General features: G+C 33.7%; 17 protein-coding genes. 16 read left to right on the plus strand and 1 reads right to left on the minus strand.

Going from position 1 to position 24,992, the window contains the following annotated elements; translation table 11 throughout:
* Positions 1-10 precede the first annotated feature (10 nt).
* From GQR98_RS14200 to GQR98_RS14235, 8 genes are all read left to right on the plus strand, one after another.
* Positions 11-2,230, plus strand: a complete 2,220-nt coding sequence (locus tag GQR98_RS14200; RefSeq protein ID WP_159020071.1) for a xanthine dehydrogenase family protein molybdopterin-binding subunit — start codon at positions 11-13, stop codon at positions 2,228-2,230.
* A 21-nt stretch (positions 2,231-2,251) separates the two neighbouring features.
* Positions 2,252-3,280: an XdhC family protein gene (locus GQR98_RS14205; RefSeq protein WP_159020072.1), complete on the plus strand. Its 1,029-nt coding sequence runs from the start codon at positions 2,252-2,254 to the stop codon at positions 3,278-3,280.
* Positions 3,281-3,292: 12 nt separating this feature from the next.
* Positions 3,293-3,910, plus strand: coding sequence for an NTP transferase domain-containing protein (locus tag GQR98_RS14210; RefSeq protein WP_159020073.1), 618 nt, complete (start codon positions 3,293-3,295; stop codon positions 3,908-3,910).
* Positions 3,911-4,106: 196 nt separating this feature from the next.
* A complete protein-coding gene (locus GQR98_RS14215) occupies positions 4,107-6,404 on the plus strand; it encodes an FdhF/YdeP family oxidoreductase (RefSeq protein WP_159020074.1) in 2,298 nt (765 codons plus the stop codon).
* A gap of 165 nt (positions 6,405-6,569) precedes the next feature.
* Positions 6,570-9,083 carry a nitrite reductase large subunit NirB gene (nirB, locus tag GQR98_RS14220; RefSeq protein WP_159020075.1) on the plus strand — a complete coding sequence of 838 codons (2,514 nt, stop codon included), beginning with the start codon at positions 6,570-6,572 and terminating at the stop codon, positions 9,081-9,083.
* Between the two features lie 65 nt (positions 9,084-9,148).
* A complete protein-coding gene (nirD, locus tag GQR98_RS14225; RefSeq protein ID WP_159020076.1) occupies positions 9,149-9,526 on the plus strand; it encodes a nitrite reductase small subunit NirD in 378 nt (125 codons plus the stop codon).
* Between the two features lie 11 nt (positions 9,527-9,537).
* The gene (locus tag GQR98_RS14230) at positions 9,538-10,122 is read left to right on the plus strand and encodes a DUF4202 domain-containing protein (RefSeq protein ID WP_159020077.1); all 585 of its coding nucleotides are present in this window, start codon (positions 9,538-9,540) and stop codon (positions 10,120-10,122) included.
* Positions 10,123-10,134: 12 nt separating this feature from the next.
* The gene (locus GQR98_RS14235; RefSeq protein ID WP_159020078.1) at positions 10,135-11,955 is read left to right on the plus strand and encodes an ATP-binding protein; all 1,821 of its coding nucleotides are present in this window, start codon (positions 10,135-10,137) and stop codon (positions 11,953-11,955) included.
* A gap of 191 nt (positions 11,956-12,146) precedes the next feature.
* Here GQR98_RS14235 and GQR98_RS14240 read toward each other — a convergent pair whose 3' ends face one another.
* Positions 12,147-12,446: a GIY-YIG nuclease family protein gene (locus tag GQR98_RS14240; protein WP_159020079.1), complete on the minus strand. Its 300-nt coding sequence runs from the start codon at positions 12,444-12,446 to the stop codon at positions 12,147-12,149.
* Between the two features lie 528 nt (positions 12,447-12,974).
* Between GQR98_RS14240 and GQR98_RS14245 the strand changes: the two genes are divergently transcribed.
* The 8 genes from GQR98_RS14245 to GQR98_RS14280 all read left to right on the plus strand — a co-directional run bounded on the left by GQR98_RS14245 (position 12,975) and on the right by GQR98_RS14280 (position 24,992).
* Positions 12,975-13,640: a response regulator transcription factor gene (locus GQR98_RS14245; protein ID WP_042494830.1), complete on the plus strand. Its 666-nt coding sequence runs from the start codon at positions 12,975-12,977 to the stop codon at positions 13,638-13,640.
* 339 nt (positions 13,641-13,979) lie between these two features.
* Positions 13,980-15,398 carry an MFS transporter gene (locus GQR98_RS14250; protein WP_159020080.1) on the plus strand — a complete coding sequence of 473 codons (1,419 nt, stop codon included), beginning with the start codon at positions 13,980-13,982 and terminating at the stop codon, positions 15,396-15,398.
* 132 nt (positions 15,399-15,530) lie between these two features.
* Positions 15,531-19,052 (plus strand): nitrate reductase, encoded by a 3,522-nt coding sequence (locus GQR98_RS14255; protein WP_159020081.1) that lies wholly within the window; start codon positions 15,531-15,533, stop codon positions 19,050-19,052.
* A gap of 2 nt (positions 19,053-19,054) precedes the next feature.
* Positions 19,055-20,479 (plus strand): rubredoxin domain-containing protein, encoded by a 1,425-nt coding sequence (locus GQR98_RS14260; protein WP_159020082.1) that lies wholly within the window; start codon positions 19,055-19,057, stop codon positions 20,477-20,479.
* 468 nt (positions 20,480-20,947) lie between these two features.
* The gene (locus tag GQR98_RS14265; protein ID WP_042494833.1) at positions 20,948-21,358 is read left to right on the plus strand and encodes a response regulator; all 411 of its coding nucleotides are present in this window, start codon (positions 20,948-20,950) and stop codon (positions 21,356-21,358) included.
* Positions 21,359-21,898, plus strand: a complete 540-nt coding sequence (locus GQR98_RS14270) for a heme NO-binding domain-containing protein (protein WP_159020083.1) — start codon at positions 21,359-21,361, stop codon at positions 21,896-21,898. It begins immediately after the preceding gene.
* Positions 21,898-23,862 carry a PAS domain S-box protein gene (locus GQR98_RS14275; protein WP_159020084.1) on the plus strand — a complete coding sequence of 655 codons (1,965 nt, stop codon included), beginning with the start codon at positions 21,898-21,900 and terminating at the stop codon, positions 23,860-23,862. The genes GQR98_RS14270 and GQR98_RS14275 overlap by 1 nt, the downstream gene beginning before the upstream one ends.
* Complete coding sequence (locus GQR98_RS14280; RefSeq protein ID WP_159020085.1) at positions 23,859-24,992, plus strand: FIST signal transduction protein; 1,134 nt, start codon at positions 23,859-23,861, stop codon at positions 24,990-24,992. The genes GQR98_RS14275 and GQR98_RS14280 overlap by 4 nt, the downstream gene beginning before the upstream one ends.

Below are 24,992 nucleotides of genomic sequence, written 5' to 3' on the forward strand. Positions count from 1 at the left end.
TATATACAAAATGGCAGCTTCAAAAAAAATGACATTCAGTAGAAGATCGTTCTTAAAATCATCGGCTTTAGCTAGTGGTGGTATGATAATAGGTTTTAATTTATTCAATGCTTGTAAGCCTGAAGCAAAACTTCCTGTAGATTTAAGCGCTTTAAATTACAATGATTTTAATGCGTTTATTAAAATTTCAGAAGAAGGAAAAGTAACTATTTTTTCGCCTAACCCAGAAATTGGTCAAGGAGTGAAAACATCGATGCCGATGATTATCGCAGAAGAATTAGATGTGCTTTGGGAAGATGTTTACGTGGTTCAAGCACCTTTGGATACAAAAAATTATACACGGCAAGTAGCTGGTGGAAGCCAGTCTATTCGTTTTGGTTGGGAGCCTTTGCGCCAATCGGGAGCAACAGCAAAACAAATGTTGGTTAATGCTGCGGCTGCAAGATGGGGCGTTGATGCTTCAGAATGTTCTGCTAAAAATGGTGTTATTACTAACGCTAAAGGAGATAAACTTGGTTACGGTGATGTGGTTTTAGAAGCTGCAGTGCTTGAAGTTCCAGAAGATGTAACTTTAAAGGACCCTAAAGATTTTACTATTATTGGACAAGGAAAAGGGAATGTTGATATTGATAAAATTATAACAGGAAAACCACTTTATGGGTTAGACTATAAAGAAGAAGGGATGCTTTATGCAACAGTTTTAAGGCCGCCTGCTTTTGGTCAATTTTTAGAATCTTTTGATGATTCTGAAGCTAGGGCTTTACCGGGAGTGGTCGATGTGATTACTATTGGAGAAAAAGTAAGAGCCTATAACGATAGCGGAAAAAATAGCTGGACGATGCCAATGAGTGGCACGGATAAAGTGGTAGTGATAGGGAAAACGACTTGGGATGCCATGAAGGGAAAGAAGGCTATAAAGGCTGTTTGGAAAACCGAAACGGCTCTTGAGAGTTCTGAAACTCATGATAAAGTTCTATTAGATTTATTGGAAGGAAATAAATTTAAAACAAGAAGACAAGATGGAAATGTAAAACAAGCCTTTGAAAATGCCGATAAGGTTCTTGAACGTGTTTATGAGTCGCCATTTTTACCTCATAATTGCATGGAACCTATGAATTTCTTTGCTAATGTATCTCCCGAAAAAGTGCATTTAGTTGGGCCTGTGCAAACGCCGGAAGCAGCTGCTCAAGTTGTTGCCGATTTATTGGAAAGAGATCTTGAAGAGGTAAGTATCGATATGACGAGAATGGGTGGTGGTTTTGGACGCCGATTGTATGGTGATTTTGTTTATGAAGCTGCCGAGATTTCTAATGCGATTCAAAAACCAATAAAATTGGTATCTTCTCGTGAAGATGATATGACGATGGGTGTGTATCGTCCTTCTTCGAAATATAAAATATCAGCTTCAATTAAAAGTGGAAAAATAACGGGATATCATTTAAAAGAAGCTTCCATTAACGGAAATATGTATGGTTTAATACCTAACTTTTTTCCAGCAGGAGCAATTGAAAACTATCAAGTGGATACCGCAAATTATAAAAGTAATATTACCACAGGAGCTTGGAGAGCGCCCTATACCAACTTTTTGGCAAGTGCAGAACAAAGCTTTTTTGATGAGTTAGCAGAAGAATTAGGCATAGATCGTGTGCAAATGCACATGGATTTATTGGATAATGTTAAAAATAATCCAGATGCTAATATAGAATACAGTCCAGAGCGATTACAAGGTGTGTTGCAATTGGCTATTGAAAAATCGAATTGGGGTAAAACCGAAGCAGGCGTTTTTCAAGGTCTTTCTGTTTATTACTGCCACAATACGCATGTCGCGGAAGTTGCAGATATTACCATGGAAGATGGTGTGCCAAGTGTTAAACGAGTTACCTGTGCCGTAGATTGTGGTATTGTAGTTAATCCGTTTGGAGCAATGAACCAAATAAAAGGAGGTGTTCTGGATGGTATTGGTCATGCTATGTATGCTGATTTTGGATTTGTAGATGGTGTGCCTAAATCTAATAATTTCGATAGTTATCAGATGATTAGAATGGGGCAAACACCAAAAGTAAATGTGCATTTTATTGAAAGTGATATCGATCCAACAGGATTGGGAGAACCTACGCTACCACCTATTGGTGCTGCTGTAGCTAATGCTATTTATGCGGCCACAGGAAACAGAATTAATAAACAACCGCTTGTAAATAACTTGGAGCCTAAAGAAAAAGTTTTAGGATAAAGTGTATTACTCATAATTTTTATGACACACGAATTTATAGACATTATTAATGAAGCGCTGCTAGCTAAAAAACGAAATTTAAAGTCCGTTTTAGCATCTGTAGTGGCGCTCGATGGCTCGTCTTATCGCAGGCGAGGAGTAAGAATGCTTATCGATGAAAATGGAGGCATGGTTGGTGCTGTAAGTGGTGGTTGTGTGGAAAAAGAAATATTAAGACAATCGGTTTCTGTTTTTGAAACAGGACAAGCCAAAATGATGACTTATGATGGTCGATATCGCTTAGGTTGTGAAGGTGTTTTGTATATTTTAATAGAGCCTATTCAGTTTTCTGATGCATTTCTAGATATGTTTTATAAGTGTATTGATTACAGATATTCTTTTGAAATTATTTCATATTTCAGTAAAAAAGAAGATGTTTTCGATGAAATTGGTTCGTTCGTAAAATTTGAAAATAACGCAGTGTTTCCTATTTCCGAAGAAAAAGAAAATTTATCAAGATTAGAATCATTATCTGTCTTTAGACAAACTATGTCGCCAAGGTTTAAATTAATAATTATTGGAGGAGAGCATGATGCGGTTCAGTTATGTAAATATGCATCATTAACAGGTTGGGAGGTGTCTATAATTACAGGTCCATTAGAACCTAAATCACTTAAAAATTTCCCTGGAGCGAAAACATTTTATGCGGTTTCTCCGGAAGAAATGAATGTTAGTAAAATAGATAACCAAACCGCTGTAGTTTTAATGACTCATAATTTTGCGACGGATTTAAGATATTTGGTTGCTTTAAAAGAAACGAACCCTGTATATATTGGCTTACTTGGCCCATCACGTAGGCGAGAAGATTTATTAAATCAGTTGGTGGAATATATTCCAGAAATATCAGATGCTTTTTTAGATGCTATTCATGGACCAGCAGGAATAAATATTGGAGCAGAAACACCTCAGGAAATCGCCATTTCTATTGTTTCGGAAATTTTAGCTCTTGTTAGAAATCAGAACCCGATGTCTTTAAGTAAGAAATCAGGACGCATTCATGCTCAGGAATAGGGTTTTCATTTTATGAAAAAAGAAAACCAAAATATAGTCACTGTAGTTCTAGCAGCAGGAGCTTCAACAAGAATGGGAAGTCCTAAGCAATTACTAAATTGGGGTAATTCAACCTTATTGGAACATACTTTAAACACCGTTTTAGATTTAAATTCATCAGAAGTTGTTGTTGTTTTAGGTGCTAATTTTGAGATTATAAAAAGTGAGATTTCTAAATATCCGGTTGCAGTTTTAAACAATACATCTTGGAAAGTGGGTTTGGGGAAGTCGATTGCTGTTGCGGTTGAGTATATTCAGAAGTTAAACTATAAAGTAGATGGTGTTATGATTGTGTTAGCTGATCAGCCATTGATTAATTCTCGGTTTTTGGGAGAATTATGTAATGCATTTAGTCCTAATAATAACCAGATTATAACAACTTCATATAAAAATGGAAAGCGTGGTGTACCTGTTATTTTTGATAAACATTATTTTGAAGAATTAATACTTTTGAATGATGACGATGGCGCTAAAACTCTCTTGAAAACGTATGCCAATTCGGTGAATTCTTTGAAACCTCAATCTGAAAATTTAGACATCGATTCTAAAGAAGATTATAATTATTTACATAAGAAAATTTTTAAAAAGTAGCTTATTCATTTGTTGCTAGCTGTTTTAGAGTATGATTTTATCAAAATAGAGGATAAATGTCGGTGTGAATAAAGATATTTTTGTGTCTTATGTTTTATTTAATCATTCTTTAGCTATGAAATATTTTTATTTCAATTTGATTAAGTCTTATATAAAAATGTAATTTTAGATAATTAAACAGAAACCACTATTATTTATGAGCAGTTCAGCAAAAGATAAAGCAAAAACACCAGAGGGATTTACCAGTTTAAAAACGGAAGCCCCACCAAAAAACACGGTAGGTTTTGGCGCTTTAAAAGCAGCTGCAATACAAGTTAATAAATACATGAAAGCTTCTGATGCGTTGAAGTTATCATTGGAAATAAATCAGAAAGGTGGTTTTGATTGTCCAGGTTGTGCTTGGCCAGATCCGGATGATGAGCGTTCTGCTATTGGTGAATACTGTGAAAATGGTATGAAAGCTATTGCAGAAGAAGCACAGAATAAAACTATTAATCGCGATTTTTTTGCAAAATATTCTGTTGATGAATTAGCAAATTTTACCGATTTTGAAATTGGTAAATCTGGTCGTTTAGCAGAACCTATGTTTTTGCCGGAAGGGGCTACGCATTACCAACCCATTTCTTGGGAAGCTGCTTTTGAGAAAGTAGGAAGTCATTTAAATGCGCTAGATAATCCAGACGAAGCTGCTTTTTATACTTCAGGAAGAACGACGAATGAGGCGGCTTTTTTATATCAATTATTTGTACGCGAATTTGGAACTTCAAACTTACCAGATTGTTCGAATATGTGTCATGAAGCCAGTGGAAGCGCGCTTACTGAAACTCTCGGTATTGGTAAAGGCTCGGTAAAATTAGACGATTTATATAAAGCTGAAGTGGTTATGGTTATTGGGCAAAACCCAGCAACCAATCATCCAAGAATGCTAAGTGCTTTAGAAAAATGTAAAAATAATGGCGGTAAAATAATAGCGATTAATCCGTTGCCAGAAGCGGGCTTAATTAAATTCACCGACCCTCAAAATCCTATAAAATTATTAACAGGTGGTACAAAATTAGCCGATGTTTTTGTGCCAATTACTATCAATGGCGATGTAGCTTTTATAAAGGCAATTCTTCTAAAATTATTAGAAAAAGAAGAGGAGCTAGGTAATGTTTTTGATAAACATTTTATTGAAGAATATACTAGTGATTACAACGCGTTTATAGCAGATTTAAAAACTTATAATTTTGATGAATGCCTAAAAGCTTCGGGTGTTTCTTTAGATATTTTTAATCAAACTTTCGATTTAATTTTAAACAATGAAAAAATTATTGTCTGTTGGGCCATGGGTTTAACGCAGCATGAAAATGCGGTAGATAATATTCGAGAGCTTGTTAATTTACTTTTATTAAAAGGAAGTATTGGTAAGGAAGGTGCAGGAACTTGTCCTGTACGCGGACATTCTAACGTACAAGGCGATAGAACGGTTGGTATATGGGAAGCTGCTCCACAAGCTTTTTTAGATAAAATTGAAACTAAGTATGGATTTAAGCCAAGTGCAAAACATGGTTTTTCAGTTATTGAAACCATTAAAGCCATGTACGAGAAAAAGGTAAAAGTCTTTTTTGGTTTAGGTGGTAATTTTATTTCAGCTGTGCCTGATACGGGTTATTCAGCTCAAGGATTAGCTAATTGTAACCTAACGGTGCATGTGAGTACAAAGTTGAATCGTTCGCATTTGGTTACCGGTAAAGAAGCTTTGATTTTACCATGTTTAGGGCGTACCGAAAAAGATTATCAAAAATCTGGAGAACAGTTGCAAAGTGTAGAGAATTCAATGGGTGTGGTATCATCTACTAAAGGTATTTTAGAACCATGCTCTGAAGATTTATTAAGTGAGGTCGCTGTAGTTTGTGGTGTTGCACATGCGACTTTAAAACATAAAACTAAGGTGAAATGGTTATCTTATAAAGATGATTATAAATTGGTTCGTGATGATATTGCTGAAGTGGTGTCTGGTTTCGAGGATTACAATACGCGTTTAAAAAATCCGTCAGGCTTTTATTTACCAAATGGAGCTCGCGTTAGAAAATTTAATACCAAAACAGGAAAAGCTAATTTTTCGGTTAATAAACTTCCTGAATGGAAATTAAAGGATGATGAATTAATTATGATGACAATACGTAGTCACGATCAATTTAATACTACAATTTATGGATTAGATGATCGCTATAGAGGTGTTTTTAACGAGCGTCGTATTATTTTTATGAACCGTGAAGATATGAATTTACGAGGCTTAACAGAACATCAGGTGGTTAATTTAAAATCCGAATTTAAAGGTGTTAAACGCCATGCTAACAACTTTAAAGTGGTTGGTTATGATATCCCTAAAAACTGCTGTGCTACGTATTTTCCTGAAACTAATGTGCTTGTGCCATTAGATAGTTTTGCGCATACCGCGAAGACTCCAGCGTCTAAAAGCGTGGTAATTACAGTGGAAGCACCTGTTTAAATCCTGATATTTTGATAATTCATAATCCTGTTTTTTGCCTAATACTTAATTAAACGATTGTCAATTTAGGAAATATGTAATTATTAGGGTGCTACGTAAAAAAACTATATGTTTAAGTATTAAAATTAAGTAAAATTACTTAGTTTTGTCTTAAATACGTAGTTTATGAAAAATATCATAGTTGTTGGAAATGGAATGGTTGGTTATAAATTTTGTGAAAAATTTGCAGCACAATCTGGAAATGAAGCATTTAAAGTAACGGTTTTTGGTGAAGAACCTCGCCCAGCGTACGATCGTGTACACTTAAGTGAGTTTTTTGAAAATCAAGATGCTAAAGCTTTAGAAATGGCACCTGCCGAATGGTATGCTGAAAATGGTATAGAATTAATAACAGGTGAACGTGTTAGTGATATTCATCGTTCAAAAAAGACCATAACAACGGTTAAAGACCGTGAGTTTTCATACGACTACTTAGTTTTAGCTACAGGGTCATCTGCTTTTGTCCCACCAATAAAAGGTGTTGAGAAAGAAGGTGTTTTTGTTTATAGAACTATTGAAGATCTAGAAGGCATGCTTGCTTATGCTGAAAAGGTTAAAAAAACAAATCCTAACCCTAGAGCTGCGGTACTTGGTGGTGGTTTATTAGGTTTAGAGGCTGGTAAAGCTGCTATGGATATGGGGTTAGAGCCACATATTGTAGAGTTTGCTTCCAAATTAATGCCAAGACAATTAGATTCACGTAGTAGCCAGGTGCTTCAATTAAAATTGGAGTCTATCGGTTTAAATATTCACCTAAGTAAAGCAACCAATCAAATTTTAGGAGATAAAGCAATTACCGGAATGGAGTTTGGAGAAGACGACGTTTTAGATTGTGATATGCTTATTATTTCAGCAGGAATTAGACCAAGAGATGAACTTGGAAAAACTTGTGGTTTAGAGATGGGCGTACGTGGTGGTATTGTGGTTGATAACAAGATGCAAACATCGGACGATAGTATTTATGCTATTGGTGAAATTGCACTTTATAACCAAATGATTTTTGGCTTAGTAGCTCCAGGTTATGATATGGCTGGTGTTGCTGTCGATCAAATTTTAGGTAAGACGGAAAGTTTAATGCCTGCCGAAATTGATATGTCTACAAAATTAAAATTAATTGGTGTTGATGTGGCAAGTTTTGGTGAACCTTTTATGCCAGCATCAAAAGGACATTCGGTTATTTTTGAAAATAAAACACAACATTTATATAAAAGAATTAATGTCAGTCTCGACGGTAAAAGTCTATTAGGAGGTATTTTAGTTGGTGATGCATCCGATTATAATATGCTTCATCAAGTGTATTTAAATGGCATGGCCATTCCTGAAGATGCTGCACAATTAATATTGCCAGCAACGGAAGGCGGTGCTTTTGGTAGCGCTTTAGATTTACCAGATACGGCACAAATTTGTTCTTGTGAAAATGTAAGTAAAGGTCAAATTTGTGGAGCTATTAAAGATGGTTCTTGTGAAGATTTAGCTGGTGTAATTTCATCTACCAAAGCCAGTACTAGCTGTGGAGGTTGTAAACCTATGGTTACTGATTTGGTAAATGAGACGTTGAAATCTCTTGGTAAAACGGTTAAAAATGTCATTTGTGAACATTTTGAATATAGTCGTCAAGAATTATATGGCATTATAAAAATTAAAAAACTAACCTCTTTTAATGAAGTTCTTGATACTTGTGGAACTGGTCATGGTTGTGAAACTTGTAAGCCATTAGTGTCTTCAATCTTTGCTAGTTTATATAATTTCACTCCAAATAAAGAAGATGTTACACAAGATACAAACGATAAATTCTTAGCTAATATTCAACGTAACGGAACGTATTCTGTTGTTCCAAGAATTGCTGGTGGAGAAATAACACCAGAAGGTTTAATTGTTTTAGGTCAAATTGGTTCTAAATATAATTTATACACAAAAATTACCGGAGGTGCACGTATCGATTTCTTCGGTGCAGAGTTAAATGATTTGCCTGCTATTTGGAAAGAGTTAATTGATGCTGGTTTCGAGAGTGGACACGCTTATGGTAAATCTTTAAGAACTGTAAAAAGTTGTGTAGGTTCTACTTGGTGTCGTTATGGTTTAGATGAAAGTATTTCTTTTGCTATAGAATTAGAAAATAGATATAAAGGTTTACGCTCACCACATAAACTAAAAGGTGGTGTTTCAGGATGTATTCGTGAATGTGCCGAAGCTCGTGGAAAAGATTTTGGTGTCATTGCTGTAGAAGGCGGATGGAATTTATATGTTGGTGGAAACGGTGGTGCAACCCCTAGACACGCAGAGTTATTAGCTGAAAAAATAGATAACGAAACGGTTTTAAAATATTTAGATCGTTACTTAATGTATTATATACAAACGGCTGCGCCATTAATGAGAACAGCTGCGTGGTTAGATAAATTGGAAGGCGGTATCGAGCAATTGAAAAAAATTGTTATTGAAGACAGTTTAAATATTGCTCCAGAATTAGAAAAGGAAATGCAGTTTTTAGTTGATGCTTACGAGTGTGAGTGGAAACAAGCGATAGAGAATGATAAAACTAAAAAGCGTTTTAATCATTTTGTAAACTCAGATGATAGAGATGATAATTTAGTCTTTGTTCCACTGCGTGATCAAAAAATGCCAGAACTCTGGAAAAATTAAACAACTTCGAATAAAAACAATAATAGTTGATTTTCAAATTTTACAGTAATAAATAAAATACAATTATGGATACAATACTTTCTCAATATAAAACGACTCCAATAAACGAAGTTACTGTTTGGTTTAAGGCAGGTGGTGTTACTGATTTTTTTGAAAACGGTGGAGGATGTGTAAAATACAAAGGAAAGCAAATTGCTGTTTTTAACTTTGCTAGGACAAAAGAGTGGTTTGCTTGTCAAAACGTATGTCCACACAAAATGGAAATGGTTTTATCTAGAGGGATGTTGGGCGATGATAAAGGAACTCCTAAAGTAGCTTGTCCATTACATAAAAAAACATTTTCACTAGAAACTGGTGAGAATTTAAATGGAGATTTAGATGCCATTGCTATGTATCCGGTTAAGATTGAAGAAGAAAATGTGTATATTGGCTTTTCAGATTAAAAAATGAAAAAATGAAACCTACAAGATTTGAAACTGCGATTGCTTTAATTGATAAAAAAAATGCTGAAGATATAAATACGTATTCGGTTTCGGGTATGGAATATCCAAAAGAATTATTGTACTCACAACGCATGAGTAGAACCTTGTTGCAGTTTGACCCGAATGCTTCTAAAGCTTTGCAAATAGCAGCTAGAGCACAGCACATTTGCCGTTGGAAAAGTGCTAGAAATGAATACCCAATGGATCGTGTTGGTTATTTAAAATGGCGCCAAGATTTAAAACAAATGCATGCTGAATTAACCGGTGATATTTTGAAAGAAGTAGGTTACGATGATGAATTTATAGACCGTGTTAAGGCTATTGTACTTAAAAAACTAATTAAGAAAAACAAAGAATCTCAAACTATTGAAGATGTTATTTGTTTAGTATTTCTTGATTTTTACTTCGATGAGTTCGCTGCTAAACACAGCGATGAAAAAATAATTGATATTCTACAAAAAACTTGGAAGAAAATGTCTGATGAAGGCCATGCCGAGGCATTGAAAATTAAGTTTTCCGAAAAGAGTTTAGCTTTGGTAAAAGAAGCTATTTCTTAAAAATTAAAATATATGACAAAAAACGGCAATTCTTTAGATCAGCGTACGTTTGGTAAATTGAGTCGTTTGTATATTATTGCCTTAAGCACCATTGCTTTATCGGTAATTGTAAGTAATATGTTTGTTCGCCAGCATTTAAAGGCGCAGCAGAGTGATTCTACAGTTATAAATGTGGCGGGTAGGCAGCGTATGCTGAGTCAGAAACTTACCAAAGAAATTTTATTACTTGCTACTGCAGAAACTCCTGAGGCAAGTATTGTCATTAAAGACCGGTTAAAGGAAACATTGTCACTTTGGCAATTATCTCATAATGCTTTACAACAAGGGGATGTTGAATTAGGTCTACCTGCGGAAAATAGCAAAGATATTTCCATAAAATTTAAAGCTTTAAATATTGTTTTTGAAGTTATAGAAAAAGCTGCACAGCGCATTATTACTAGTATCGAAAGTAAGGATGGTTTGGTTCTTGAAAGTTTTAATAAAGATATTAGCTTGGTTAGAGATAACGAGGGTGATTTCTTATTAATCATGGATCAAATAGTGAATCAGTATAGTTTAGAAGCGGATGAAAAAGTACGCTGGCTAGGCACATTAGAGACACTTTTAATGGTTTTAACCTTAGTTATTTTATTAGGAGAATTACTGTTTATATTTTGGCCTACAGCGAAATCGGTTCGTGCAACTTTAGCAGAATTACTAAAGGCTGAAAAGCATGCTAAAAAAATGGCTTTTGACGCTGATGAGTTAAGCCATGCTAAAGAAAAATCTATTAAGGAATTACGTGCTTTAAGTCAGGCCATGGATGAGACCTTACTGTTTGCTCGTATTTTATCTAGCGGCCAAATTATTCATATTGGTAATAAGTTTTCAAGACGTTTTAAATTCTCGAGATTTAATGATACGGCTATGTTTTGGAATGTTATGTCTACTATAGAAAGTGAGAAAATAGCATTAGAAAACTTAGTCACAAAACATAAAAAAACGGGTTGGCAAGGTGAAGTAAAAGCAACTACTAAAGAAGGTGAAAGCATTTGGTTAGAAATGGCTATAATTCCTTTTAGTCCAAATGATGAGAAAACGGAACTTCTTATTATATCTTCTGAAATTACAGAACGTAAAGCAGGACAATTAGAAATTGAACGCTTAAATAAAAAGAATTTTCAAGAAGAGATAAGTCAGCAAAAAATTATTTCAAGCAAAATTATTGAGAATCAAGAAAAGGAGCAGAACCGTATAGCTAAAGATGTTCATGATGGTATTGGGCAAATGCTTACAGGTTTAAAATATAATTTGGAAAGCATTAATATCAACGATATTGAAAAAACGGCTTCCAAAATAGAACATCTAAAAGAACTTACTACTAATATTATAAAAGGTGTACGTACAGCAACATTTAATTTAACACCGCCAGAATTATCAGATCATGGTATTGTGCCTGCAATAGCTAAACTCACAAAAGAATTAGCTAGGCTTACAGCGAAAGAAATTGTGTTTTTTAATAAAACCGATTTTTCTGAACGTTTAGATTCTTTAGTTGAAATTAATATTTATAGAATAACACAGGAAGCGATAAATAATGCGATAAAATATGCCGATTCTACTCATATTTTAGTGTCGCTTTCTCATAGTAAAAATATATTAAGTATTGTTATTGATGATAACGGTAAAGGTTTTGATCCTCAAAATGTGAAAAACTTTAAAAATGCCGATGGAGGTATGGGAATGACTTTTATGAAAGAACGCATAAAGTATATCGATGGTCGTTTATTTTTAAGCTCTGAAGAAGGCAAAGGAACTCGGGTCACTTTGAATATTCCTTTAAAGGATGATTAGTTTTTCAGTGTTTTATTATTTTTTGTCATGTCGAGGTGTCGAGACATCACATAAGAGTAGTTTTTTGGTTAAATATTATGTGATTTCTCCTATCGTCGAAATGACTTTCGCTGTTTATTTAAGTTTTAGCAATTATTATGAAGTATCGAGACACCTTATAAAAACTATTTCTTCAAGTTGTCTTTTCAAATTTAAAATATTTGATTATTCAAACTTTCCCAATTGGGATTAAAATCAGAGATCAGCTTGTTTTTCTTTTCTCTTCTCCATTTTTTTAATTGTTTTTCTTTTTCTATTCCGGGCTTTGGGGATTCAAAAATTTCGTAGTAAACTAAATTAATACAATTGTATTTTCCCGCAAACGATTTTTTATCATTCTGACTATCAAAATAATGCTGTGATAGTCTATTTTGTATATTATTAGTGAATCCTATGTATAATGTGGTTCTGTATTTATTGGTCAATATGTAGACATAGTATTTGTTTTGCATGTTTAAATTTAATAAAAAATAAGATAATTAAGGAAGTTCTATTTATTGGTGATTTATCTTTTTGTTAAAAGACTTTAATTGACTGTTTTATGTATTAATACTTGTCATGTCGAGGTGTCGAGACATCACATAAGAGTAGTTTTTTTGTTAAATATTATGTGATTTCTCCTGTCGTCGAAATGACGCTGTTGTTTTAAGTTCAGCGATTGTCATGTCGAGAAATCGAGACATCGCATGAGAGTAAGTTTTTGGTTAAGTATTATATGATTTTTCCTGTCGTCGAAATGACTCTGGCTGTTGAATTATGCTTTAGTGATTGTGATGTCGAGGCATCGCGACATCACATAAGGGTAAGTTTTGATTAAATATTATGTGATTTCTCCTATCGTCGAAATGACTTGAATAGTTTATTTATACAAAGTTTTTAATCACTATCATACCGCTTCCTGTAATCTCTAACTAACAATCAAATTCAAATTACGTAGCATTACTTAAAAAGTCTTACTTTTGTACTTATAATTGTTATTTATGGATATTATAAATGTTGTATTAGCAGATGATCATGTTTTAGTTCGTGATGGAATAAAGGCGCTTTTAGAAGATCAGTCTGGTGTAGTTGTTATAGACGAAGCTTCAAACGGAAAAGAGGCTTTAGAAGTTCTTAAAACCAATAAACCACATGTGCTAATTATCGATATACGTATGCCAGAAATGAATGGTATTGATGCTGTTAGAGAGGTTAATAGATTATATACAGATGTTCGCACACTTGTACTATCTATGCATGATTCGGAAGAATACGTGTTACAAGCAATTCAAGCAGGAGCCGACGGTTACTTATTAAAAGGAGCAAGTAAGGAAGAGTTTTTAAAAGCTTTGAATAAAGTAGCTTCTGGTGGAAAATATTTTACAGGAGATGTATCAGCTATCATCATGAATAACTTTGTGAATGGTAATACAAATACGGCTGTTGCTCCAAAAGTAAAACCGGTAGAAGATCCTTTTAAGCTTACAAAACGCGAAAAACAAATACTTAATTTAGTACTTCAGCTTAAAAATAATAAAGATATTGCAGACGAGCTAAACATTAGTAAACGTACAGCAGAAGTGCATCGTTTTAATCTTATGAAAAAATTGGAGGTTAAAAATTTGATGGAACTATCTAATAAAGCTAAGGAATACGGATTAGAATAAACAAATTAACGATAACTACTTATAAGTTTTAAGTAGTGTTTACATATTAGAGTTGTTAGGTTTTTATAAACTTATCAGCTCTTTTTTTATGCTTCATTTTTATTTGAAATTGTTATGAATATTACTTCTAATGGTTTAGTTTATAAATAATTAAGCTGTTCCTTGTCTTCTGTTAATTATCATAATATAAGTTTCTTCTTAAAATTTAATACCATTTTACCAGATCCTCAAAAAGCTTAAACTAAAATTATCAATCTAGCATAAATTTATAAATACGTATATTTTTTACTTATAAATTAAGTAATTATACTTAGTTTTGTAAGTATAAAATTATCAATTATGGCAAATTTAGCACAAGCAAAGTCAACAACACTAAGTTTATTAGATTTTAAAAGCGTGTCAACACGTACGTTTTGGATAACCTCTATATCGTTTTTCATGTGTTTCTTCGCATGGTTCGGTATCGTTCCGTTTATGCCCGATGTGGTTAAAGACTTGGGTTTAACACCAGATCAAAAATGGAATTCTATAATTTTAGCCGTTTCAGGAACCGTATTTGCGCGTTTACTTATCGGTAAATTATGTGATAAGTATGGTCCTAGATTATGTTATACTTGGTTACTTACTATTGGAGCGATACCAGTAATATTATGTGGTTTGGTACAAACGCCAACGCAGTTTTTAATTTGTAGATTATTTATTGGTTTTATTGGAGCCTCATTTGTTATCACACAAGTACATACATCTTTAATGTACGCGCCAAATATTGTTGGTACAGCAAATGCGACATCTGCCGGATGGGGAAACCTAGGAGGTGGAGCTAACAGATTGGGTATGCCATTAATTGCTGCCGCCGTTGTTAGTTTTGGGGTAGCCGATGCTGATGCATGGAGATATTCTATGATTGTTGCAGGAATTGTTTGTTTCTGTATGGGAATTATTTATTTCTTCTTTACAAAAGATACGCTTAACGGAAACTTTAAAGATTTGAGAGCTTCAGGAGAAATGGTTTCTACTAAAAAAGATCAAATTGGGTTTTTAGAAGTCTTGAAAGATTATAGAGTTTGGATTTTATTTGTGGTTTATGCGGCTAGTTTTGGTATCGAGTTAACAGTTTATGGTACTATGGACGATTATCTTCAGAACACCTTTCAATTAGAGCGTGTTACAGCAGGAAACATTGTGTTATCGTTTGCATTAATGAATATTTTTGCAAGAACATTAGGTGGATTCTTTGGAGATAAATTTGGGAAATTAAAAGGCTTAAGAGGTCGAGTTTTATTCTTAGCGTTCATTTTAACCATACAAGGTTTAATGCTTATTACATTTTCTACAACAACAAGTATTGTTATTGGTGTTGCATTTTTAATATTATTTAGTTTATCAGTTCAAATGGCAGAAGGCGCAACGTTTTCGGTAGTTCCATTTATTAATAAAAAAGCTATAGGTTCGGTTTCGGGAATTGTTGGAGCAGGAGGTAATGTTGGAGCGTTTTTAGCAGCAATGTTATTAAAATCACAATCGGCCGTAGCAGAAAAAGGCGCCATAATTGCCAGTCAAGGTTTAGGCGAAGAGGCTATTAAAGCCGCACAATCAGCAGCATCAGCTACCGCAGTTTCTAGTGGCTATTTCATAATTGGTGTCACAGTAGTTATAACTGCGGTAGTTTCTTTATCTATTCGTTTTTCAACGGAAGATGAGAAAGTTGCAAAAGTAGATGGTTTAGTAGAACCAGAGAACTTAATTCTGGTAAAGTAAAAGGTAGTATTACAAAGGTGTTTTTAATAAATAATAAATTAAATGCATCTTTTTTAAAGTATTCAGAATAATAAAAAATGAATTTGTTTTCTGAAGTTAAATGATGTTACTTAGTGTAAAATGTGAATCTCAATGATTAAAAACGAAGTAAAAACAACGTGTTCATATTGTGGTGTAGGCTGCGGAATTATTGTTAAAAAAGATAGCAATGGTAAAGTGTTGGTCGAGGGCGATAAAGATCATCCGGTTAACAAAGGTATGTTGTGCTCAAAAGGCATGAATTTACATTATGTAGCCAATGATGTTTCCGATAGAATTCTATACCCAGAAATGCGTTGGAGTCGTTCACATCCAAGAGAGCGTGTAAGTTGGGACGAAGGTTTAGATCGTGCAGCTAGTGTTTTTAAATCGATTATAAAAAAACATGGACCAGATAGCGTTGCATTTTACGTATCGGGACAAAGTTTAACAGAAGAATATTATATCGCAAATAAGCTTGCTAAAGGTTTTATAGGTACTAATAATATTGATACCAACTCTAGGCTGTGCATGAGTTCTGCAGTGGTTGGATACAAAAAAACATTTGGAGAAGATAGTGTGCCGGTATCTTATGAAGATATTGAGTTGGCCGATTGTTTTCTTATTACAGGTGCAAATCCTGCTTGGTGTCATCCTATTTTATTCCGACGCATAGAAATGCGTAAAGAAGCAAATCCGGAGGTGAAAATTATAGTTATTGATCCTAGAAAAACCGATTCTGCTAATTTTGCCGATTTACATTTACAATTACTTCCAGGAACCGATGTTATTTTATACAATGCCATCGGAAGATGTTTGTATAAAAGAGGTTTAATAGACGAAAAATTTATAAAAGAACATACTGAAGGTTTTCAAGATTATAAAGAATTAATATTTAAAACGTCATTAAAACAAGCTTCAAAACTTTGTGGTGTTGAGGAAAAAGATATAAGAAAAGCAGCCGATATTATTGGCGTTTCAAAAGGCTTTATTAGTATGTGGGCCATGGGGCTTAACCAAAGTGTGGTTGGTACCGATAAAAATGTATCACTACTTAATTTATCTTTAATTACGGGTCAGGTTGGAAAACCAGGATCAGGACCGTTTTCATTAACAGGTCAGCCCAACGCTATGGGCGGACGTGAAGTAGGAGGTATGGCAAATTTACTTGCTGTACATAAAGATTTAGGCAACGAAGAACACCGTCGTGAAGTAGCTCAGTTTTGGGGCGTCGATCAAATCTCACCTAAACCAGGTTTAACCGCTACAGAACTATTTGATGCCTTAGAAAGCGGAAAATTGAAAGCGGTTTGGATTGCTTGTACAAATCCATTGGTGAGTATGCCAAACACCCACAAAATAGAAAGCGCCATGAAAAAGGCGAAGTTTGTGGTGGTTCAAGAAATATCTCATAAATCGGATACTTTAGAATATGCCGATTTAGTATTGCCAGCAGCAGGTTGGTTAGAGAAAGAAGGTACGATGACAAATTCTGAGCGTCGTATTTCATATTTACCAAAGGAAATAGAAGCTCCGGGAGAAGCAAGACCAGATGTTGAAATATTCTGCGATTTTGCACAACGTATGGGCTTTCGAGGGTTTAATTTTAATAATGCTTCGGAAATTTACGATGAGTACGCGTCAATGACCAAAGGAACAAATATTGATGTTTCTTACTTAAATTACGATAGATTAAAAAACGAAGGTACCTTTCAATGGCCAGTTCCAGAATATAGGCATAAAGGTACACCGCGTTTATTTGAAGATAAAAAATTCTATACACCATCTCAAAAAGCGATATTCAATTTACCATCAACCATCGAGAATACTTCGGTGCAACCTAATGGCGAGTATCCTTTAATTTTAACAACTGGTAGAGTTCGCGATCAATGGCACACCATGACAAAAACTGGTAAAGTATCGCGTTTAAAAACACATTATCCAACGCCTGTTTTAGAAATTAATCCTGTGGATGCTTTTTTAAATAAAATTAAAGATGGTGATATTTCAGAAATAAAAAGTATAAACGGTGTTGTGCGTGTTCGTGCAAAAGTAACCGATACTATTAAAAAAGGCGTCGTATTTCTTCCAATGCATTGGGGGAAACAACTTCAAAGTAATCTAAATAGAGCAAACAATTTAACCAATACACATGTAGATCCGGTTTCTAAAGAACCCGATTTTAAATTTACCTGCGTATCTGTTAACAAATATAAAAAGCCCGTAGATAAAATTATTATTGTTGGTGCAGGAGCAGCCGCTTTTAGGTTTGTTCAAAATTATAGAGAATCTAACGAGGTCGATGAAATTCATGTATTTTCTAAAGAACCTAATTTATTCTATAACCGCGTATTGTTACCAGAGTATATTACAGAAGAATTAACGTGGGATGCGCTTTTAAAAATTAAACAATTAGAATTAAAAAAACTTAAAATAACGGTTCATCCAGAAACGTCTATTTCAAATATAGATTCTAAACACAACGTGGTTACCGATAGTAATGGTGTAGAACATAGCTATAGTAAACTTATTTTGGCTACAGGAAGTCGTGCATTTATACCAAGTGGTGTACAAATAGATTTACCAGGTAGATTTACCATGCGAAATAAGCAAGATGCCGATAGTTTTAAAGCCTATTTAGAAGCTACAGGTTTACCTCCAGAACAGCAGCATGTTGTTATTGTGGGTGGTGGTTTATTAGGTTTAGAGTTGGCAGCAGCCATGAAACATAAAAACGTAAAAATAACTATAATCCAAAGGGCTTCGCGCTTAATGGAACGCCAGTTAGATAAGGTTTCTAGTAAACTTTTAGCATTAGATGTGCAGGAGCGAGGTATTCAAATTTATTTTGATAATGAAGTAAGTACTGTTTTTGATGATGATGATACAGGCGAAATTAACATAACCCTTAAAAGTGGAAAGTTTTTAACAGCAAACGCTATCGTTTATGCTATTGGTACACGTCCTAATATAGAGATAGCCAAAGAAAATGGTATTCTGTGCGGACGTGGCGTTAAGGTAAATCAGCATTTACAATCGTCTATTCCAAATATATTCGCTATTGGTGAAATTGCAGAATTCAACAATCAACTATTTGGTATTACATCGGCAGCAGAAGAGCAAGCTAATATTTTAGCAAACTTTATAGCAGGCGATATTAGTGTATCGTATAGCGGTTCTGTTTTAATGAATATTTTAAAATTCAACGATTTAAACCTATGTAGCATTGGTGAAATTAATATTCCGGAAAACGATTTAAGTTATCAAGAAATTATATTTACCGATATCTCAAAACGCTATTACAAAAAATGTATTGTAAAAGACGATTTGTTAATTGGTGCCGTTTTAATGGGCGATAAAAATGAGTTTGCCGAGTTTAAAACCATGATTGAAAGCAAAATTGAAATGGCCGATAAGCGAAATTCGTTGCTTCGTGGCGCTTCAAACGATGTACCGGTTATTGGTAAGCTAGTTTGTTCATGCAGCCAAGTAGGCGAAGGGAATATAGTAGAAGCCATCGAAAAAGGTTGTAAAGATTTTACAGAGCTTTGCAATAAAACAGGAGCAGGCTTAGGTTGCGGAAGTTGTAAAACAGAAGTAAAAGAAATTTTGAATAACACCAAAGTATTAGCATAATTATGGAACCATATAGACTTAGAATTAACGGAGGTGTTTTATCACCAGGTGAATTAAAATATATTTGCGAAGCCGCAGAAGGTTTAGGTTTAGATGCTATTTCTTTTGGATCTCGACAAGATATTATTTTTCCAGAAGAGATAGATAAAGAGAAGTTTTCGCAATTCGATAAAATTCAGTTTATACAACCTAAGCACGATGGTATAGAAAATATTGTATCATCTTATGTATCGGCCGATATTTTACCAAGTACCTCTTGGCTTACTAGCGATCGTTACTTATATATATTAGAACAATTTAAGCACGATTTAAAATTACGCATCAATATTATAGATCCTAAGCAACGTTTGGTGCCCTTGTTCACAGGTAATGTAAATTTCATCGCTTCAGAGAGTGAAGATTATTGGTATTTATACGTGCGTTTACCCGAGTGGAAAAAGACAGAAATGTATCCTGCTTTAATTTATAGTTGGGATATGGATAAGGTAGAACTTGCCATAGAGCAGGTTTTACAAGAAGAGCCAGAAACCATCGAAACGCTTTTTGATTTAGTAAACGATGCCGTAGAAACAAATAACCGTACGGTAGATAAACCTTTAGAAGTTCCTTTTTACCCATTTCCTTATTATGAAGGTATGAATCGTTTTGGCGACAAATACTGGCTTGGTTTGTATTGGAGAAACAATAGATACGATTTAACTTTTCTTAAAGACATGTGCGATTTGTGCGCAGAAAGTAAAATAGGTAAAATATGTATCACCCCATGGAAATCTTTTATAGTAAAAGGTGTGCCAATCGATTCTAAGTTAAAATGGGAAAAATTTCTTGGTAGTTACGGTATTAATGTGCGCCACTCTATGTTGGAGCTTAATTGGCATTTACCCGTAAATGATAAAGATGCGCTAAACCTAAAAAAGTATTTAGTAACAAACTTCGATCAAAACGATATAAGTACTTATGGATTAACCTTTGGTATTTCGAACTTCGAAAGTAAATCTTACCATTTCACATCGGTAGTGATAGAGAAAAACAAAAAACCAGAACTTCTGGGCGATTTTATTATCCGTGATACCTACAATTTACTCTATGCTAAAAACTTCGATCCTAATACGGGTGAGTACATTATGCATGTGCAAGATGTAGATAAGGTAGAGCTTCCGGGTTTATTAATGGAGTTAAGTAAACTCTATTTTGAGCAACTAGGTACGCAACGTGAAGAAGTAAAAGCTGTAGAAGCTAAAAAAGAAACTACCGAAGAAAACGTTTACCAATGTCAAGATTGTTTAACTGTATATAACGAAGTCTTTGGCGATATCACTCAAGATATTGATCCAAACACACGCTTTGAAGACCTTGATGAAACTTACGAATGCTCCCTTTGTGAAGCACCAAAAAGCAATTTTCAGAAAAAACTTTTGGTGAAATAATCCTTTTTAGAAGCTATTTCCTGCTATTCGCTATATCTTTTTTGTAGACCTAGCTCGAGTTTAGTACTATCTGCTAAAATAAAATCTTTTAGTAAAATCAGGAATATCTATCCATTCAAAAAAGGATGCCGCTGCTATCAGGGCTAAACTATCCGTTATCATTATTTTAAATTCTAACATTTATTAAATTTGTAATAAGTAGGTATAAAACTTATTTTAACAAGGCAATCTGTGTTTAGCGATATTACTTACATTAAAATTGTAACAGTCTAAAAGACCTACAGTGTTTTAGGGGCTTCTCGAAGATTTTGTTACAACTCAACTAACACCGCTAATTTGTTAAAAACCATTCGTCGACACTAAAGAGCTATTGGGCGCCATTAAAATCCAATTAGGCGAATTACCATTTTAAAACCCTTGTTTAGAACTATTTTTACATCAAATTCAAAGTAAAAAAATATAATACCCATGAAAACTCTCAACATATTATTAATAGAAGACGACATGATTGAAGTGATGAAGTTTCAAAGAACAATCTCATCTCTTAAATTAGATCACAAAATTATAGAAGCTAATAACGGTGAAGAAGCTCTAAAAATTTTAGAGAAAAAAGACGAATTACCTGACATTATTTTGTTAGATTTGAATATGCCGAAAATTAATGGCATCGAGTTTTTAAACATTTTAAAGTCGGATGATGTATTAAAGTACATCCCAACTATAATTTTAACAACCTCTCAAAATCAAAAAGATTTGTTGGAGTGTTATAAAATTGGAATTGCTGGCTATGTTTTAAAACCTTTGAAATACGAAGATTACGTTTCTAAAATGGAAAAACTTTTAGCGTATTGGAGTATTAATGAATTAAAACAGATATAGATGAAAGGTATTGTTTTTACTGAATTTTTAGATTTAGTTGAAGATAAGTTTGGACTAGAAATGGTCGATAGAATTATAACGGCTTCAACATTAAAGTCCGATGGCGTATATACTGCTGTAGGCACATACAGTTTCTCCGAAATGCTGCAGTTATTAGAGCATTTAAGCGAAAACACAGGTATCTCTATAGATAATTTATTACTAGTTTATGCAGAACACTTTTTTAGTGTTATTGAAAAAAGTTATCCAGGGCTTTTGGCCACTTACAAAGACCCTATTGAAATGATTTCTTCAATAGAAAACCATATTCATGTTGAGGTTAGAAAAATTTATCCAGATGCCGAGTTACCAACTTTCGAGGTATTAGATAAAACCGAAAACTCATTGGTACTTATTTATAAATCAAGTCGTGCTATGCACCATTTTGGTTTAGGATTAATGAACAAAACATTTGAGCATTTTAATTCAACAGCTAAAATAGATTTAGAAAAAATAAAAGAAGACGGAACTGAAGTTAGATTTTTTATTCAAAGAAATTAATGAGTCAGGATCAATCTGAAATACTACAACGCGCTCTAAAAAGAGAAAAAGCGGCTCGTAAAGCTGCTGAATCTATCCTTGAAGAAAAATCGAGAGAACTTTTCTTTACTACCCAAAAATTAAAAAATTTACTAGACGAGAAATCTTCGCAGCTTCAAGGTGTTTTTGAAAACATTATTGATGCTTACGTTGTAATGGATATAAGTGGTAACGTTATAAAATTTAACGAAGCTGCTACCAAATTATTTGGTTACGATATTGATAAAGAAGAAGTAAATGTAAATAACCTAATTTATAAAGAAGACTACGAGTATGCTATAAACTCTTTTATAGAGTTAACAACTAATGGGTTTTTTAAAGATTACGAGGCGCGCGTGTACACTAAATCTAAAGAGGTAAAGTGGGTGCATATTAATGCGAGTATTATTTTTGATAAAGATAAAAAACCAGTTGCCGCTCAAGGTATTGTTAGAGATATTAGTGATCAAAAAAGATCGGCAGAAAAATTAATAGAATCAGAAGATAGACTATCTACACTTATAATAAATTTAGATAGTGGTATCATTCTAGAAGATGAAGATAGAAATATAGTACTCACAAATAATAAATTTTGTGAGCTTTTTGGGTTAGATGCAAATCCGGCAGAATTAGTTGGTATGGATTGCAAAGCAGCTGCAGAGCACAATAAGGTTTTGTTTAAGGAGCCTGAGGTGTTTTTACAAAGAATGCAAGAAATTGATGCGGCCAAAGAAAACGTAATTGGTGATGAGCTCGAAATGGTAGATGGAAAAATACTAGAGCGAAGTTACATGCCTATTATAACAGGAAATGAGTATAAAGGTTACTTATGGACATTTACAGATATTACTCTAAAAAGAACCTATAGAGATAGTTTAGAAGCTCAAAAGCAAAAGTATTATAACATTATTGCTAACATGAATTTGGGCCTTGTCGAGGTTAATAATAACGACGAAATTTTAATGATTAACCAGAGTTTTTCCGATATGTCTGGTTATACAGAAGATGAGGTAAGAGGTGAAAATGCAGGTGAAATTTTTGCAGCCGAAGATATTCGCGAAATTATAGAAGAAGAAAGCAAAAAACGCAAAAATGGGCAATCTAGTTCTTACGAGCTTAAAGCTAAAAACAAAGCAGGAGATATTCGCTATTGGTTAATTAGTGGTGCGCCTAATTATGATATAGATGGTAAAGTAATAGGATCGATTGGGATTCATTTAGATATTACTGAAATTAAGAACTTAGAACTCCAAAAAGAAAAACTTCTTGAAAAACTAGAAAAAAGTAATGATGAGTTACAAGAATACGCACACATAGTTTCTCACGATTTAAAATCACCTTTGCGTAGTATCGATGCTTTAGTAAGTTGGTTAAAAGAAGATAATAAAGATAAGTTGGATGATATGAGTATGCAAAACTTTGCACTTATTGAAACCACTTTAGAGAAAATGGAGCAATTAATTACCGATGTTTTAAATTACTCGAGCGTTGGATCGGATATTGCAGAAAAAATAGAGGTCGATTTAGACGATATGCTAAATGGGCTCGTTACTATATTATACGTTCCAGAACATATCAAAATTAAAATACAAAAGCCTTTACCAAAAATACAGGGAGACCGAACCAAATTACAGCAACTTTTTCAGAATTTAATTAGTAATTCGGTTAAATTTATAGACAAGGAAGAAGGTAGTATTATAGTAGATTTTGATGACTTAAAAAGTCATTATAAATTCTCAATAAAAGATAATGGCATTGGTATAGATAAAAAATATCATGATAAAATATTTAAAATATTCCATTCATTAAAGAAAAGTAAAGATTCGTCTGGTATTGGATTATCGATAGTTAAAAAAATCGTCGATTTACATGAAGGTGAAATCTGGTTAGATAGCGAGCCTAATATAGGAACCACGTTTTATTTTACATTAAAAAAACAGCCATGAAAACAGTACAATTAGTAAAACATAAAAATAAAGATTGGGAATACGTAATCGAAAAACAAGAATTAAAGGAACCTTTAGTTCTTGTTTTTGGAAATAGATATTTATTAGAAAACGGTACTATTTACGAAGAGCTTAGAGCGCAATTTCCCGATGGTCATATTATATTTGCTTCATCTTGTGCAGAAATATCATCTAATACTGTAAACGATGATAGTATTACGGTTACGGCTATAGAATTTGAAAAAAGTAAATTTGTTATTAAAACAAGCAACGTTTTAAATGCAGATTTAGACAGTTACAAAACAGGAAAAGACCTAATTAATCAATTACCGCAAGAAGGCTTAAAATATGTGTTTGTAGTCTCGGAAGGTAGTTTTATTAACGGTAGCCAGCTTACTCAAGGCATGAGTGCTTCAACAGAAGATAATTTAATTATTACTGGAGGTTTATGTGGTGATGATGCGCGTTTTGAAAAAACATTAGCATCCTATAACGAAAACCCTAAAGAAGGTGAGTTAGTTGCTGTTGGTTTTTATGGTGATACATTAGAAATTTCGTTTTCAATTCACGGCGGATGGACTCCTTTTGGTCCAGAACGTATTGTAACAAAATCTGAGGGAAATATTCTTTATGAGCTTGATGGTTTACCAGCTCTAGATTTATATAAAAATTATCTAGGAGAAAAAGCTAAGGATTTACCAGGTGCTGCATTATTGTATCCTTTTAATGTAAAAACAGAAGAAGAAACCCAATCTATTGTTCGGTCTATTTTAAATATTGATGAAGAAAAGAATGCCGTAATTTTAGCAGGAGATATAAAAGAAAATGCTAAAATACAACTTATGATGACTAATGTCGATCATATTGCAAATGCATCAGAACGTGCTGCTAGACAGGCTTTAGAACATAGGATAAACAAGCCAGAACTGGCTATACTAGTTAGTTGTATTGGTAGAAAGTTAGTTCTCGACCAACGTGTAGAGGAGGAGATAGAAGAAGTTATTGAAGTTATAGGGAAAGATGCTGTTATCAGTGGTTTTTATTCCTATGGAGAAATAGCGCCTTTTCACGGTGAAGTTGCCTGCCAATTACATAACCAAACTATGACCATAACGCTTATAAGCGAATAG

The sequence above is a fragment of the Algibacter sp. L3A6 genome, assembly GCF_009796825.1.
GTDB lineage: Bacteria > Bacteroidota > Bacteroidia > Flavobacteriales > Flavobacteriaceae > Algibacter.

Excerpts from the sequence above, each read along its gene's own strand:
- GQR98_RS14255 (WP_159020081.1), top strand. The coding sequence starts at position 15,531 with ATGATTAAAAACGAAGTAAAAACAACGTGTTCATATTGTGGTGTAGGC.
- GQR98_RS14250 (WP_159020080.1), top strand. The coding sequence starts at position 13,980 with ATGGCAAATTTAGCACAAGCAAAGTCAACAACACTAAGTTTATTAGAT.
- GQR98_RS14260 (WP_159020082.1), top strand. The coding sequence starts at position 19,055 with ATGGAACCATATAGACTTAGAATTAACGGAGGTGTTTTATCACCAGGT.
- GQR98_RS14200 (WP_159020071.1), top strand. The coding sequence starts at position 11 with ATGGCAGCTTCAAAAAAAATGACATTCAGTAGAAGATCGTTCTTAAAA.
- GQR98_RS14210 (WP_159020073.1), top strand. The coding sequence starts at position 3,293 with ATGAAAAAAGAAAACCAAAATATAGTCACTGTAGTTCTAGCAGCAGGA.
- GQR98_RS14230 (WP_159020077.1), top strand. The coding sequence starts at position 9,538 with ATGAAACCTACAAGATTTGAAACTGCGATTGCTTTAATTGATAAAAAA.
- nirB (WP_159020075.1), top strand. The coding sequence starts at position 6,570 with ATGAAAAATATCATAGTTGTTGGAAATGGAATGGTTGGTTATAAATTT.
- GQR98_RS14275 (WP_159020084.1), top strand. The coding sequence starts at position 21,898 with ATGAGTCAGGATCAATCTGAAATACTACAACGCGCTCTAAAAAGAGAA.
- GQR98_RS14265 (WP_042494833.1), top strand. The coding sequence starts at position 20,948 with ATGAAAACTCTCAACATATTATTAATAGAAGACGACATGATTGAAGTG.
- GQR98_RS14215 (WP_159020074.1), top strand. The coding sequence starts at position 4,107 with ATGAGCAGTTCAGCAAAAGATAAAGCAAAAACACCAGAGGGATTTACC.
- GQR98_RS14205 (WP_159020072.1), top strand. The coding sequence starts at position 2,252 with ATGACACACGAATTTATAGACATTATTAATGAAGCGCTGCTAGCTAAA.
- GQR98_RS14240 (WP_159020079.1), bottom strand. The coding sequence starts at position 12,446 with ATGCAAAACAAATACTATGTCTACATATTGACCAATAAATACAGAACC.
- GQR98_RS14245 (WP_042494830.1), top strand. The coding sequence starts at position 12,975 with ATGGATATTATAAATGTTGTATTAGCAGATGATCATGTTTTAGTTCGT.
- GQR98_RS14270 (WP_159020083.1), top strand. The coding sequence starts at position 21,359 with ATGAAAGGTATTGTTTTTACTGAATTTTTAGATTTAGTTGAAGATAAG.
- GQR98_RS14235 (WP_159020078.1), top strand. The coding sequence starts at position 10,135 with ATGACAAAAAACGGCAATTCTTTAGATCAGCGTACGTTTGGTAAATTG.
- nirD (WP_159020076.1), top strand. The coding sequence starts at position 9,149 with ATGGATACAATACTTTCTCAATATAAAACGACTCCAATAAACGAAGTT.
- GQR98_RS14280 (WP_159020085.1), top strand. The coding sequence starts at position 23,859 with ATGAAAACAGTACAATTAGTAAAACATAAAAATAAAGATTGGGAATAC.